Source organism: Mesorhizobium sp. M0296, from assembly GCF_040321675.1.
In the GTDB taxonomy this organism is placed as follows: Bacteria; Pseudomonadota; Alphaproteobacteria; order Rhizobiales; family Rhizobiaceae; genus Mesorhizobium.
The window spans coordinates 69,769-82,403 of record NZ_JAMYRZ010000002.1 but is presented as its reverse complement, the minus strand read 5'-3'; the positions used below and the strand labels follow the sequence as shown (position 1 = coordinate 82,403).

General features: G+C 63.3%; 12 protein-coding genes. 4 read left to right on the top strand and 8 right to left on the bottom strand.

Translation table 11 applies throughout. The annotated features are described in order from the left end of the window. Positions 1-10 precede the first annotated feature (10 nt). Positions 11-1,087, top strand: coding sequence for a tartrate dehydrogenase (locus NKI97_RS03230; RefSeq protein ID WP_352832703.1), 1,077 nt, complete (start codon positions 11-13; stop codon positions 1,085-1,087). A 434-nt stretch (positions 1,088-1,521) separates the two neighbouring features. On the opposite strand, the gene NKI97_RS03225 is transcribed toward NKI97_RS03230, so the two are convergent. From NKI97_RS03225 to NKI97_RS03210, 4 genes are read right to left on the bottom strand one after another with little or no spacing between them, the layout of a single operon-like run. After that, positions 1,522-2,700 (bottom strand): hypothetical protein, encoded by a 1,179-nt coding sequence (locus tag NKI97_RS03225; protein WP_352449111.1) that lies wholly within the window; start codon positions 2,698-2,700, stop codon positions 1,522-1,524. Positions 2,701-2,755: 55 nt separating this feature from the next. Continuing rightward, positions 2,756-3,763, bottom strand: a complete 1,008-nt coding sequence (locus NKI97_RS03220; protein WP_352832700.1) for a succinylglutamate desuccinylase/aspartoacylase family protein — start codon at positions 3,761-3,763, stop codon at positions 2,756-2,758. Between the two features lie 9 nt (positions 3,764-3,772). After that, a complete protein-coding gene (locus NKI97_RS03215) occupies positions 3,773-4,117 on the bottom strand; it encodes a RidA family protein (protein WP_352449113.1) in 345 nt (114 codons plus the stop codon). Between the two features lie 49 nt (positions 4,118-4,166). Continuing rightward, entirely contained in the window at positions 4,167-5,486 is a 1,320-nt protein-coding gene (locus NKI97_RS03210; protein WP_352832697.1) for an alanine racemase, read from the bottom strand. A 77-nt stretch (positions 5,487-5,563) separates the two neighbouring features. Between NKI97_RS03210 and NKI97_RS03205 the strand changes: the two genes are divergently transcribed. After that, entirely contained in the window at positions 5,564-6,505 is a 942-nt protein-coding gene (locus NKI97_RS03205; protein WP_352832694.1) for an amidohydrolase family protein, read from the top strand. Here NKI97_RS03205 and NKI97_RS03200 read toward each other — a convergent pair. Genes NKI97_RS03200 through NKI97_RS03185 form a run of 4 tightly spaced genes read right to left on the bottom strand, consistent with a single transcriptional unit; the run spans position 6,479 to position 10,964 of the window. Continuing rightward, the gene (locus NKI97_RS03200; RefSeq protein WP_352743104.1) at positions 6,479-7,438 is read right to left on the bottom strand and encodes an ABC transporter permease; all 960 of its coding nucleotides are present in this window, start codon (positions 7,436-7,438) and stop codon (positions 6,479-6,481) included. The two genes, NKI97_RS03205 and NKI97_RS03200, sit on opposite strands and share 27 nt — an antisense overlap. Then, complete coding sequence (locus tag NKI97_RS03195; RefSeq protein WP_352832690.1) at positions 7,435-8,400, bottom strand: ABC transporter permease; 966 nt, start codon at positions 8,398-8,400, stop codon at positions 7,435-7,437. Before NKI97_RS03195 ends, NKI97_RS03200 begins: the two co-directional genes overlap by 4 nt. Further along, the gene (locus NKI97_RS03190) at positions 8,397-9,905 is read right to left on the bottom strand and encodes a sugar ABC transporter ATP-binding protein (protein ID WP_352822765.1); all 1,509 of its coding nucleotides are present in this window, start codon (positions 9,903-9,905) and stop codon (positions 8,397-8,399) included. The genes NKI97_RS03195 and NKI97_RS03190 overlap by 4 nt, the downstream gene beginning before the upstream one ends. Before the next feature lie 18 nt (positions 9,906-9,923). Next, positions 9,924-10,964, bottom strand: coding sequence for an ABC transporter substrate-binding protein (locus NKI97_RS03185; RefSeq protein WP_352832688.1), 1,041 nt, complete (start codon positions 10,962-10,964; stop codon positions 9,924-9,926). Positions 10,965-11,203: 239 nt separating this feature from the next. Here NKI97_RS03185 and NKI97_RS03180 point away from each other — a divergent pair, with 239 nt between their 5' ends. Together NKI97_RS03180 and NKI97_RS03175 are read left to right on the top strand one after the other, a co-directional pair. Continuing rightward, positions 11,204-12,004 carry an IclR family transcriptional regulator gene (locus NKI97_RS03180; RefSeq protein ID WP_352449120.1) on the top strand — a complete coding sequence of 267 codons (801 nt, stop codon included), beginning with the start codon at positions 11,204-11,206 and terminating at the stop codon, positions 12,002-12,004. 84 nt (positions 12,005-12,088) lie between these two features. Continuing rightward, positions 12,089-12,457: an NAD(P)H-dependent oxidoreductase gene (locus NKI97_RS03175; RefSeq protein WP_352832811.1), complete on the top strand. Its 369-nt coding sequence runs from the start codon at positions 12,089-12,091 to the stop codon at positions 12,455-12,457. The last annotated feature ends 178 nt before the right edge of the window (positions 12,458-12,635 follow it).

Genomic DNA, 12,635 nt, shown 5'->3' with positions numbered 1-12,635 from the left:
GACTGGACCAATGCGAAGCTATAGGATCGCGGCCATTCCAGGCGATGGGATCGGCAAGGAAGTCGTAGCGGCCGGCCTTCGTGCGCTGGCCGCCTGCGCCACGCGCGACGGCGGTTTCAGTCTCGAGGTGCAGCATTTCGACTGGGGCTCGGACTACTACAAGCTCAACGGCGTGATGATGCCCAAGGACGGCACCGAGCGGCTGAAGGCCTTCGACGCGATCTATTTCGGCGCCGTCGGCGCGCCAGACGTGCCCGACCATCTGACGCTTTGGGGGTTGCGGCTCGCGATCTGCCAGCCCTTCGACCAATACGCCAACGTGCGCCCGACCCGCATCCTGCCCGGTATCGAGAGCCCGCTTCGCGGCGTCACGGCAGGGGATCTCGACTGGGTCATCGTTCGGGAGAATTCGGAAGGCGAGTACGCCGGCCAGGGCGGGCGCTCGCATCTCGGCCTGCCTGAGGAAGTTGCAACCGAGGTCTCGATCTTCACCCGCGCCGGCGTCACGCGCATCATGCGCTTCGCCTTCGAGATGGCGCGGTCACGGCCGCGAAAGCTGTTGACGGTGGTCACCAAGTCGAACGCCCAGCGTCACGGCATGGTGCTCTGGGACGACATCGCGCATGAGGTCGCGGCTGATTTTCCGGATGTCGCATGGGACAAAATGCTGGTCGACGCGATGACGGTGCGCATGACGCTCAATCCGTGCTCGCTCGACACCATCGTCGCGACCAACCTTCACGCCGACATCCTGTCGGATCTTGCGGCCGCACTTGCCGGATCGATCGGCATCGCGCCGACTGCGAACCTCAACCCCGAGCGGCGGTTTCCGTCGATGTTCGAGCCGATCCACGGCTCGGCCTTCGACATCACCGGCAAGGGCATCGCCAATCCGGTCGGCACGTTCTGGTCGGCGGTGATGATGCTGGAGCATCTCGGCGAGCCGGCTGCCGCGGCGCGCCTGATGCGCGCCATGGAGCGCGTGACGGCGGACGCCTCACTGCACACGCCCGACCTCGGCGGAACCGCCACCACCGACAAGGTCACCGAAGCGGTTTGCACGGCCCTACTCGGCGACAACGAGTAGGAAAAGGAGCAAGCGCCTGGCATCGCTGTCATTCCCAGTGATGGCATCGGCAAGGAAGTCATGCCCGAAGGCGGGAGGCATCCGCACTCGCCGCCGTTCACCGATAGTGTTCGTGCGCCTCCGTGCGGAAACCGAACCCATCAAGTGTTTCGATCAGCACCTGTACAGGATCAAGCACACCGTGCGTTGACCGCCACGCGACAAAGCCGTCCGGCCTGACGAAGGCGGCACCGCCGCTACGTATACTCGGAAGCGTATAAAGACTAAAATACGCTAGAGCGTATAATCTTAGATCCCCATGGACCTTCACAGCCATGCTTTCAGCTTGTCCGGCCGCCGCCGGCCAATGTGACCGAAGCGAATAGTCGGCACGCTCATAAGCTCCAAGGCAAAGCGAGGTCAGTCCTAGCAGACTGAGGCAACGGATCGGTTTTTCAAACGGATCGTGCGGCACTCAGCCAATCGAGTCGTGCGGCAGGGACAAGGCCGTAATTGTAAAAATTGATGCCGTCGACATCCGGCGCCATCGCAGGTTTCACCTTGGCGGTGAGGATATCGGGGCCTGCCATTTCCGGATAGAACAGCCGGTAGCCGGCGCCGAGGAATTTTTCCGCGCCAAGGGCTGCGCGTCCGGCTGCCATCAGTCTGGCGACCTCGCCGGGCTGCATGTCGTAGGCACACAGGATTGCCCCGTCACAGACCTTGCCGAGCGCCGCGAGATCGCAGCCGCCAAGCCAACCGTCTTTCAAATCGATGATGACAACGCGGGTCGCCGGATTGGCCACCTCGCGCAGTTCGGCGACCAGGCTGGTCACCGGTTCGAACCGCCACTGCAGGTAGCCATGGAGTTCCGGCCATGGCAAAAAAGTGTCGAGGCCGCTCCCCGGAAAATCTGGAAAGCGCCGTTCGGGCACGGCGCGCTCGCAGGTCTCGACGATCCATTGCCCGACGAGCTTGCGCGCTACTTCGCCGTCGACGCGGGCCCCGGCCGCGCGCGCAAGGCAGGACGGACAAAAACATATCGACAACAGAAAATCGTCTTCCGGCGTCAGCCCGACACCATCTTTCTCATGATGGTATTCGTGGGCGAAGCCCATGAAGGAAGGGCTTTCAAGCTCGATCCGGTCTGGCCTGTAGCTGTGCGAGATATCGGCGATCAGCGCGCGGACATAGGCGCGCGCATCCGGATGTGATGGGCAGAGATTGTAGTAGTTGGGATCGCCGAAGGCGTTGCGGGTTACGGCCTGCGGATGAAGCATGCCGAGCCGGGTGTTGTGCAAGCAGACCGTCCAGCACGAAACGCCGAGCCCGCCCACCTCGCGCCGGCGGACAAGGTCGCCAAGCACATCGCCGCCTTCCATGATCACGTCCGCCACCTTGGGCTGGATGGCAAGGTCGGCCCAGCGTGCCGCATCTGGCTTGAAATAGATGGTTCCGTCTTCCGGAAAATAGGCTTTCCGGCGCGGGCTGCGCGGCTGCAGGAACCGGCCAGCGTGATAGGAAGTCGCCAGACTGATCATGTTGAGCCCGGCACGCTCGACAAGATCGCGCTCGACCGTCTCCAAACCCAGATCCTGGACATCCCAAGGATAGGTCCACATGGACAGTTGCATCCGGTTATCCTCAGTGTTGATCCCGATATGGGCGTATGGTCGGGAGGGCTTCTTATCAGTCGACCGGCTCGGCGACCTGCATGAGGCAGTCTCCCGCCTCGCACTTCGTGTGCAGCCGCCGCGAAAGCACAATGCCGCTTTCGAGGAAGTGCAGGGCTTGCTCGGCGAGGTCGAGTCGTTCGAGGTCGTGGTACCAGCCCGCCAGTTGGCCTGAAGTCACGCTGTCGCCCAGCCTGACTGCCGGCTCGAACCAACCACGGCTTGTGGCATAAAGGCCCTGACTATGCCGAGACAACGAAAGAAGCCGCGTCGGCGCCGAAGGCCCGGTTGCAGGTGCAAGAACCGGCGCCTCAACCACTCCCAAGGCGGCCATCAGGGCGTCGAGTGCGCGGGCGGTAATCTCCATCGTATCGACCGTGACAGTGCCACCGCCGCCGAACTCTCCGCTGACGCCGATGGCGCCGGCCCGCCGCGCCGCACCCATGGAGGTCGGTGAGGCCTGGCCGTTGTCGGCCACGAACCCATAGGGCATGCTGAGCGTCCGCATTAGCTCCACACCGCGCCGGTGCCGGTCGGGATCGGTATTGTGCTCGACAAGCGCGGTCGGCAGATGCTCCATCGAGGTGCCGCCAGAATGAATGTCGAAGATGACGTCGTGGCGGGGAAACAGTTCCATCTCCAGGAAATTGGCAAGCCGGCTTGTTGGCGTGCCTGACGGGTCGCCCGGAAAGGCGCGGTTGAGATTGCCGCCGTCGAGTGGCGAGCAGCGCTTTGCGGCGATCACCGCCGGCACGTTCGCCATCGGCAGGATGGTGACGCGACCCTTGATCCGCTTGGGATCGAGCCGGCGCACCAGCTTTGCCAGCGACAGCTCGCCTTCATATTCGTCGCCGTGATTGCCGGCCATCAGAAGGACCGACGGGCCTTCGCCGTTGCGGACAAGGCAGATCGGGACCTTGACCTGGAAATAGGGCGAACGGTCGATCGAAAACGGAATGCTGAGATGGCCGAGTGTCTTGCCGTCCCGGTCGAAGTCGAGCGTATGGCTGAGGCCAGTGTGCATGGCGGCGGCTCAGACAGCTGCGATCGCAGTGACCTCTATGCGGAGGTCGGGATCGGCGAGACGCGCCTCGACACAGGCGCGCGCCGGCAGGCGCGCAGGATCCACCCAGGCATCGTAGATGCTGTTCATGGCATCGAAGTCGGCGATCTGCGGCAGGAAGATATTGATCGCCACTAGCCTCGACTTGCTGCTGCCGGCCTCAACAAGGAGCGCCTCGACCTTGGAGAGCACGTCGTTCGTCTGACCCTCGATGCCGGCCTTGCGGTCGTCTGCCACCTGGCCTGCGATGTGCACAAGGCCGCCATAGACGACCGCCTGAGACATGCGGGAGCCGGACTGGAAGTACTTGATCATATCAGATCCTTTCGAGGTTCTCTTTTTTGGAAGTGGCCGCGATATCTGCTCAGCCGAAATAGGTAGGAAAGGCGTGGCGGACATACCCGGCCGCGTCGGCGCCGAAGATCACGCGATAGCGATCGAGGCAGGTGCAGGGGTGCGAGATGCCGAATTCAACGACGTCACCAACGGCAATATCGTCGCCCGACGCAATTGTCAGGAAGGCGTGCTGGTCGTTGAGCTTGAAGACCTCGGCACGCGCTTTCGGCAGCTGCTTGCCGGCACGAAAGATGGTCACGACCTTCGGAAAGCCCTGGTCGAACGACACGTCGCGCATGCCCATACCGCAGATAGCAAGGCCGGGCTCCGGCCGCGACAGTACCTCGGCCCACAGGCGCAAAGCCGGATGGAAGGAATTTCGTGCGGAAGCACTGACGCCGCCGATCGCAAAACCGTCGCGGGCATCGAGTGCGCCAAGCGACCTGTCGTAGACGCCATGGTCGTGAAAGAAGATGGCGCCGCTGCGCAGCACCAACGTGGCATTGCCGTCCCTGGAGACGAGGGGCGAAAGCGCTGCGACCACCTTGTCGAAGTACACCGAGCCGCCGGCGGTGACGATCAGCGGGGTGTCGCCGCCGACGCGGGCGCGGAGCCGCAGGAACATATCGGCTGTCATTGCCAACAGGGCGGATATCGCCTCATCGGTGCGGCCAGGATCGGCTTGCGCCGCGGCACCTTCGTAGGTTGCGACCCCGGCGATCAGCAGCCGCCCGCCGGCTGCTACAACCGCGTCGGCGATCGCCTCGGCTTCGCCGGTGGTCCGGGCGCCTGCCCTCCCCGCACCAAGTTCGACGAGCACGCGCAATGGCGGCAGCGTCGCATTGGCGCGCCAAGCTTTAGCAAGCGCATTCACGGCATCGAGAGAGTCGGCAAAAACGTAGAACTCGGCGCTTGGCCAGGCGCCGACAAGGACAGCAAGTCGGTTCGCACCACCTGGTCCGCCGACCTCATTGGCGATGATCAGCCGAGAGAGCCCGGCTCTGAGCATCACTGTGGCCTGCCTTATGTCGGCGACGGTCGTGCCCCATGCTCCGGCCTCGATCAGGGACCGGGCAAGGTCAGGCGCCATCGGGGTCTTGGCATGCGGGGCGATCACGGCGCCCTGTTCTCGCGCATACCCCAGGAACAGGTCACGATTGGCGATGAAGGCCTCCTCGTCGAGGGTCAACACCGGCAACGACATACGTCCATGCGCTGGATGCCAGCGCTCAGATGCGACAAAGCTGCTGTCCAGCCCGAGGGTGCCAGGCGGCACGCCGCGGATACGATCGTCGAGCAGGAAATTTTCACGGGTCGCGAGCGACAGTACGGGTGAGTTTTCGGTCATCCGATGCTAGTCCTTTCGCTTTCGCAGGATGAAGTCCGGATCGATTTCCGATGCCGGCCACACCATGAGAGAGATGCGTGCCAAAGCGTTACTGCGGACCGATCATCGATGCCCACCATCACCTTTGGGATCTCGGCCTCGGCCGCCATCCCTGGCTCACGCCCACGGCTGGCGAACGCGGCGGTCTGGGCGAGCTTGGCCCCTTGCGGCGAAACTACCTTCCTGAAGATTATTTGCGCGACGCCGGCCAGCACAGTGTCGTCGCCACCGTCCATGTTGAAGCCGGTTGGGCTGGGGATGACTGCGTCGGTGAAACGCGGTGGCTTGAAACCCTCGACAAGTCGCGCGGCGTGGCCGCCCGTTATGTCGTTCACGTACCTCTGGCGAACCGCCAAGCGCCGGCGCTGGTCCAGGCGCAGGCGGCATTCGACCGTGTCGTCGGCGTACGCGACATACTGAGCTGGGATCCGGATCCCGCCCGTCGTTTTGCCGCCCGTGACGGCATCATGGACGATCCGGCCTGGCGTGCCGGCCTGTCCCTGCTTGGGCGTCGCCGGCTGGTTTTCGACCTGATGGTATTTCCGCGCCAGCTCACCGGCGCGGCGCGCCTTGCAGCGGCCTTTCCGGACCAGCTCTTTGTTCTCAACCATTGCGGCAGCCCGATCGATCGCGATGCGGACGGGATGCGGGTGTGGCGCGAAGGGCTGCGGCTTTTGTCGGAGCGCGAGAACGTCGCCATCAAGATATCGGATCTGGTCGCCTACGATCATGATTGGACGCTCGACAGCCTAAGGTCGGTTGTCATGCATTGCATCGACTGTTTCGGTACGCGGCGCGCGATGTTCGGCAGCGACTTTCCGGTCGCCGGCCTGCATGCATCGTTCAATGCGGTGTATGACAGCTTCAAGGCCATTGCAGGAGAGCTTTCCGCGGACGAGCAGACGGCACTATTCTATGGCAATGCACGGCGCATTTATCGGCTGGACGATATGTCATCGGCGGGCCTGCTCTCTGCCTGAGAGAAGCAGCAGCCCCAGGATCAGCGACCCGAACAGGATACTGCGCCAGCCGGGCGATGCGTTGACCACGGTGATCAGCGCCGTGATCGTAACCAGCAGGATGGCGCCGGGGATGGTGCCGGCATAGGTACCGAGCCCGCCGAGGATCGAGGTGCCGCCAAGCACCACGGCGGCAATCGAGGCGAGCAGATAAGGATCGCCGATACCGACATAGCCTTGTCCGTTCATGCCGAGGACCAACACACCGGCAAGTCCCGCACAGAAGCCGCTGATTCCGTAGACCGCCAGCGTGGTCGAGGCGACCGGAACCCCGGACAGCGCCGCGGCGAGCGGATTGGCGCCCATCGCGAATATCCGGGCGCCAAGGGATGTCGCATGCATCGTGGTCAGAACGATCACTGAAATGACCACCCACAAAAGCACGCCTGCCGGAATACCGACCGGCCGCGCATTGCCGAGCCAGCGGACCAGCGGGTTCTCGGCGGTCACGGCACTGCCGCCGGCGATGATGATCAGCAGACCTTGCAGGAATGTCGCCATCGCCAGTGTCATGATCATTGGATGAACGCGCAACAGCGCCACGCCCAGCCCGTTCACCAGACCGATTGCGCTCGTCAACGTGAGAACTGCAAGAACGGCGGTGAGCCCTGTCGGATCCGCCTGCCACGAAAGCAGCGGCAGGCTGACAGCGCTAACCGTGACGATCGCCGCGACGGAAAGGTCGATGCCGCCGGCAATCACCACGAAAGTTTGGCCCGCCGCGACCAGGCCGATCACCGCGCCCAATTCAACCAAATAGCGCAAATGCCCATAAGCGCCGAAGCCAGGTGAAGCGAAGCTCGCCGCGATCCATACCGCCGCAACTATAGCGATCGTAAGGAAGGGCCGGCTGCGCAGAATCGTCACGGCGCGCCTGCCGCTCCGTGCTGTCATTGCTGCACCTTGCGGAATTGCGGGATGGCTACCGCCCCGATGATGATGAGGCCCTGGGCGACATATTGGGCGACCGGCGTGAAGCCGAGGAAGAACATGACACTGATCATCAGGCTGAGCAGCAGGCTGCCCGCAAGAGCGCCGCGCATGGTACCCTGGCCGCCGAGGAAACCGATGCCGCCGAGCACTGCGGCGGCAATGGAATTCAGCGTGAACGCCGTGCCGATGACTGGATCGCCCGAACCCGTTTGCGCGGCGATGAACAGGCCGGCGCCTGTGCAAAGCAGGCCGCTAATCGCGTAGGCGGCGATCCGGGCACCGTCGATCGGCACGCTTGAGCGGTAGGCGCCGACGGGATTTTCGCCTGCAGCATAGATGCTCAAACCAAGCGGCGTGGCGAGATAGAGTTTCCACAAAAGCACGATGAGTACCAGCAGCACGAATGCCGCCGGGGTGTTGCCGGCAAGCAGGTCCGACAGCCACTCGGGTATGGCGCCGCCCGGCCTCGGCAGGATGAGCAGCGCAGCGCCGCCGATAATGAAGGAGCCAGCGAGCGTCACCACGATCGCCGGCAACCGAAGTTTCACGACGATGACCCCGATCGCGGCACCGATGCCGAGACCGGTCAGCGCCACCGCAGCGGCACCGCCGGCTATGCCCAGCGGTCCGGTCATCGTCGTCGCAGCGATCACCGCGCCCAGGCTGACCATGGCGCCGATGGCCAGGCTTATGCCGCCGGTGAGCATGAGGATCGCCTGGGCCATGGCGACCAGCGCCAGCGGAAACCAGCTCTGGGTGAATTTGGCGAAACCGGACGCTGTCAAGAGGCCGGGAAACAGGAAACCGTAGGCAATGACGAACGCCAGGACCACAGCGAACAGGCTGCGCACGCCGACATTGCGGCGCAGCTGAACCGGCCAGTAGAGCGCGCCGGCTTGGCTTGAGGATGCTACCGTGCTCATGCCGCAACTTTCTGCTGTTCGGCGTCCATTGCGGCGGAAACGATGGCTTCCTCGCTCAGTGCCTCGCGCTTGAGCATGGCCACGATGCGGCCTTCGCGGACCACGCCGACGCGGTCGCAAAGGTGCACCAGTTCGGGTGTGTCGGAACTGAGCAGCACGATCGCCTTGCCGGCGGCGGCGAGTTTGCGAAGCATCATGTAGATCTCACGCTTGGTCTCGACATCGACGCCGCGCGTCGGGTCATTGAGGAGAAGCACAAGCGGCTCGTGTGGCATCCATTTCGCCAGCGCGACCTTCTGCTGGTTGCCACCTGAGAGTGCCTGCGCCGGGCGGTCGAGGTCGCCCTTGATGGCAAGCTGGGCGGCGAGGCCCCTTGCCATATCGCGCTCGGCACGCCGGCTGCGCAGCTTCAGCGCCGGCAGCCTTGCGAAGGCGGGCAGCATCATGTTGGTGATGATGGGATGGATCAGGTGCAGGCCTTCGCGCTTGCGGTCAGCCGGGACATAAGCGAGGCCGAGCGCATTGGCTTTCGGCACGCCGCCGGGCAAACCCGAAACACCGTTTACCGTCGCGGATACCGTCCTGGCGGGGATCGCGCCGTAGAGGCCAAGCAGCAGATCTTCCTGCCCCTGCCCGACCAGGCCGCCAATGCCAAGCACCTCGCCCGTCCTGATGTCGAGATCGACGTCGCGCATCAGGCCGGCCGAAAATTTACGAACCGAGATGGCGTCGGCCGGCGATGGCGAAGGCCGCCATCGTGGAAAGAGATCGCCGGGGTCGCGGCCGACCATCAGCCGTACCAGTCCGGCGGCATCGGTTCCTTCCAGCGAGCAGTCCGCCGTGCAGGTCCCATCCTTGAGCACGGTGACATGCTCGCACAGCGTCATCACCTCGTTCAGTCGGTGTGAGATGTAGAGAATAGCGATGCCCTCGCCCCGAAGCCTCTCCAGCAGGTCGGTGAGGATTTTTGTCTCAGTTGCCGATAGCGATGAGGTGGGTTCGTCGAGGATGAGCACGCGCGGCCGGCGGTAAAGCGCCTTGGCGATCTCCACCATCTGCCGGCGGCCGAGGGACAGGTGCCCCACCGGCGTAGACAGCGGTTCGTAAAGCCCGACAAGATCGCATGCGGCCCTGGCCCGGACGGCAAGCTCGTTGTAGTCGATCAAGCCGAACCGCTTGGGATAGGCACCGAGCCCGATGTTTTCGGCAATGGACAAGCTGGCCGTCAGGCTGAGTTCCTGCTGGACAACGGCGATCCCGGCCTGTCGCGCATGAGCGGGGGTCATGCGCGAGACCGGGCGCCCATCGACCTCGATCGCCCCGCCGTCCGGGCGCAAGGCGCCGGACAAAAGGTTGATCAGTGTCGACTTACCTGCGCCGTTCTCGCCCAGCAGCGCATGCACGCGGCCCGGCTGGAGAGCGATTGAAACGTTGCGCAGAACGGGGTTGCCGAAAAAGGACTTCGACACCCCCAGCGCGGCGAGAAGCGGAGCCGTGGTTGTCAATGCTACAACCCTTCAGGCTTATTTCTGGGCCAGCAGCTTCTTGAATAGATCCTCATCGTACGGCGAATAGATGTAACCGTCAGCCGGGAAATCCTTCGCCCGGGCGAGGTATTCGTCGACGTTGGAATTGTCGATCACCGGCAACGGGATCTTGACGAAAGCCGGCACATCCTCGCCCTCCAGTGCCTGGACGGCGGTGTAGGTGGCGAAGGCGCCGAGCCAGTTCGGCTGCATCGTCGCCCAGCTCTTCAGGCCCTTTTCCTTCCACAGTTCGAGAAACTGGCGCGCATTCTCGCCGGTGATCGGCACCTGGTCGCGGCCCTGCTTGTCGAGCGCGAGCACGGCGCCTGCCGACAACGCGCCGCCCAGCGACAGGATGCCGTCGATTTCGGGGTTGGCGAAAAGCAGGCTGGTCACGGCCTCCTGGGCGGGCGCGACATTGTAGGCCGTGTTCGTCTCGGCAAGCACCTTCACATCGGGATGGGCCTTAAGTTCGGCATCGGCGCCTTTGCGCCGGTCGTCGCTGACCGAAACGCCGGCTGGGCCATTGAGGATGAGGATCTTGCCCTTGCCGCCGATGGCGTCGATCAGGAACTTGGCCGCCTGATCGCCCCACTGTGAGGAATCGGTGTTGACCTTGGCGGTCACCTGGTCGGTATCGACGAGGCTGTCGAAGTTGATGATGGCGATGCCCTTGGCGCAGGCGTCCGCCAGCACGCGCGCCGGCGCGGTCGACGAACCAGCGATCAAGATGATGGCATCGACATCGGAATCGATCATCGACTGGATCTGCTGAATCTGGACGTTGGCGTCGCCCTGGGCATCGGTCACGACGAGTTTGTCGACCAAGCCTTGCTTCTTCAAAGTCTCGACTTCGGCTTCGATCGTGCCCTGTGTCTGCTTCATCCAGGTCGGCACTGAATAGATATTGGCCCAGCCGATCGTATATGGCGCTTTGCGATATTTAGCGGCGGCGTTGGCCTGCGACCCGGCGCCGAGGCTGAGGAGAAGGCCGAGGCAAAGGGCACTGGCGGATGCGAAAAACGATGATTTCGTCATGATTGTTCCCTTCTGAAGTTATGCCTGGACGTGCGGGATCGGGACGAGAAAACCCGCCGGTTGCCGCATCGGAAACCGCCCGTTTTTCTCGTCAGGACTTACTGCGCCTGGCTCGTTATTGTCCGATATTTCAGACAACAGGCCTGTATATCGGACAAATGGGATGCTAGACTGAGCCTTGACATCTTTCAAGCGTCTTGAGACGAGGGCCGAATGATTTTTGCGCGGGTGCGGCCTACATGAGCGATAGCGTCACTGGTCTAATTGAAACGGAAGCCGGCGCCGAGCCGCGCAATGGCGAACGGCGTCGCGGGATCGACCGCGTCATCATGCTACTCGAGGCCCTTCTGCGGCACCGCGCGCCGATGCGCGTCGGCGACATGGCCAAGATGATCGGCGCGCCGCGTTCAACCACTTATGAAATCGTCAACAGTCTGCTTGAAGCCGAAATGCTCGAAAATGTCGGAACGGAAGGCTATGTCTATTTCGGAAAGGCGATGCATCTGTTCGGCTGGGCCTACTCACATCATAATGCCCATTACCGGCGCATCATCGAAACCCTGGACAGACTAGGCGCGGAGACGGGCGAGACCGTCCAACTGTGCGGCCTGCGCGGGACCAAATATGTCGTCCTTGATTGCCGGGACTCGCCTGGCCCGTTCCGGATTTCAAGCGATGTCGGAGTCGAGGTGCCGATACCGTGGACGGCGTCCGGAAGGCTGCTGCTCGGCCATATGAGCGAGCACGAAATACGGGACTTCATTCCGCCTGGCGACTACACGCTTCCCGACGGCCGCGTCATTGCGCCAGCCGAGTTCTTCGGCGATGTCGCTCTGGCGCGCCAGCAAGGTTTCAGCGAGACCGCTGCACTGGCAGACCGTTTCACCTGGTGCATGGCCGCGCCCATCCGCGATGGCAACGGGGCCATCAACAAGACGCTTTGTTTCGTGTTGCCCGTCGATACGCCGGAAGCGCGGCGCAGCGAATTGCTCGCCCTGCTATGCGAGCGCGCCAGTGGGTTGTCGCTCGCGGGAAGCTAGTAAAAAATCGGCGCGCGAAGGTCCGGGGTAGGCTCCGTTCGTTCAGCCGCAGCAGCGAAGCCCGAAACTGGTACTCCGGTGAGTATGGCAAAGGCGGCAGCGCGCTCCTGCTATCACGGCATCCCAGGCGTCCTCAAGAACGCGCTTGACTGGGCGTCGAGGCCACTCGGTCGGTCGGCGTTGACCGGCAAAGCGGTGCTCGTCATCTCCGTGTCGCCGGCCTTTACCAGCGGCGATCGTGCTCAGGCACAGGCCAACGAGACGCTGCTCGCCATCCAGTCACGTCCCGTTCTCGGTCCGCAGGTCGTCATCGGCAACGTTGCCGACAAGATCAGGGATGGACGATTGACCGACGAGCCCAGCCTGCGCTTCGCCTTATCGGCGATCGATCGCCTGATCGCCCTTTGCCCAGCTGGTCATCAGGCCGAGTATGCGCAACCGTCGTTGAGCTGAGTCGAGATAATTTCCGAAAGTGCACTGCATGTTGGCAACCGCACGGTGATGGAGCACGTTCCAACGGGAACCGTATACCGCAAGACCTCAAGCCCAGAAGATCCAGCCAACCCGAGCGTCTGGATCGGGCGGATCGGCACGAGTGAGAAACGCGCGTTTCGCGACCCGCATGGAAAGG

What these genes read in the sequence shown, in the direction of transcription:
- NKI97_RS03230 (WP_352832703.1), top strand. Translation starts at nt 11, where the DNA reads ATGCGAAGCTATAGGATCGCGGCCATTCCAGGCGATGGGATCGGCAAG.
- NKI97_RS03225 (WP_352449111.1), bottom strand. Translation starts at nt 2,700, where the DNA reads ATGCAACTGTCCATGTGGACCTATCCTTGGGATGTCCAGGATCTGGGT.
- NKI97_RS03220 (WP_352832700.1), bottom strand. Translation starts at nt 3,763, where the DNA reads ATGCACACTGGCCTCAGCCATACGCTCGACTTCGACCGGGACGGCAAG.
- NKI97_RS03215 (WP_352449113.1), bottom strand. Translation starts at nt 4,117, where the DNA reads ATGATCAAGTACTTCCAGTCCGGCTCCCGCATGTCTCAGGCGGTCGTC.
- NKI97_RS03210 (WP_352832697.1), bottom strand. Translation starts at nt 5,486, where the DNA reads ATGACCGAAAACTCACCCGTACTGTCGCTCGCGACCCGTGAAAATTTC.
- NKI97_RS03200 (WP_352743104.1), bottom strand. Translation starts at nt 7,438, where the DNA reads ATGACAGCACGGAGCGGCAGGCGCGCCGTGACGATTCTGCGCAGCCGG.
- NKI97_RS03195 (WP_352832690.1), bottom strand. Translation starts at nt 8,400, where the DNA reads ATGAGCACGGTAGCATCCTCAAGCCAAGCCGGCGCGCTCTACTGGCCG.
- NKI97_RS03185 (WP_352832688.1), bottom strand. Translation starts at nt 10,964, where the DNA reads ATGACGAAATCATCGTTTTTCGCATCCGCCAGTGCCCTTTGCCTCGGC.
- NKI97_RS03180 (WP_352449120.1), top strand. Translation starts at nt 11,204, where the DNA reads ATGAGCGATAGCGTCACTGGTCTAATTGAAACGGAAGCCGGCGCCGAG.
- NKI97_RS03175 (WP_352832811.1), top strand. Translation starts at nt 12,089, where the DNA reads ATGGCAAAGGCGGCAGCGCGCTCCTGCTATCACGGCATCCCAGGCGTC.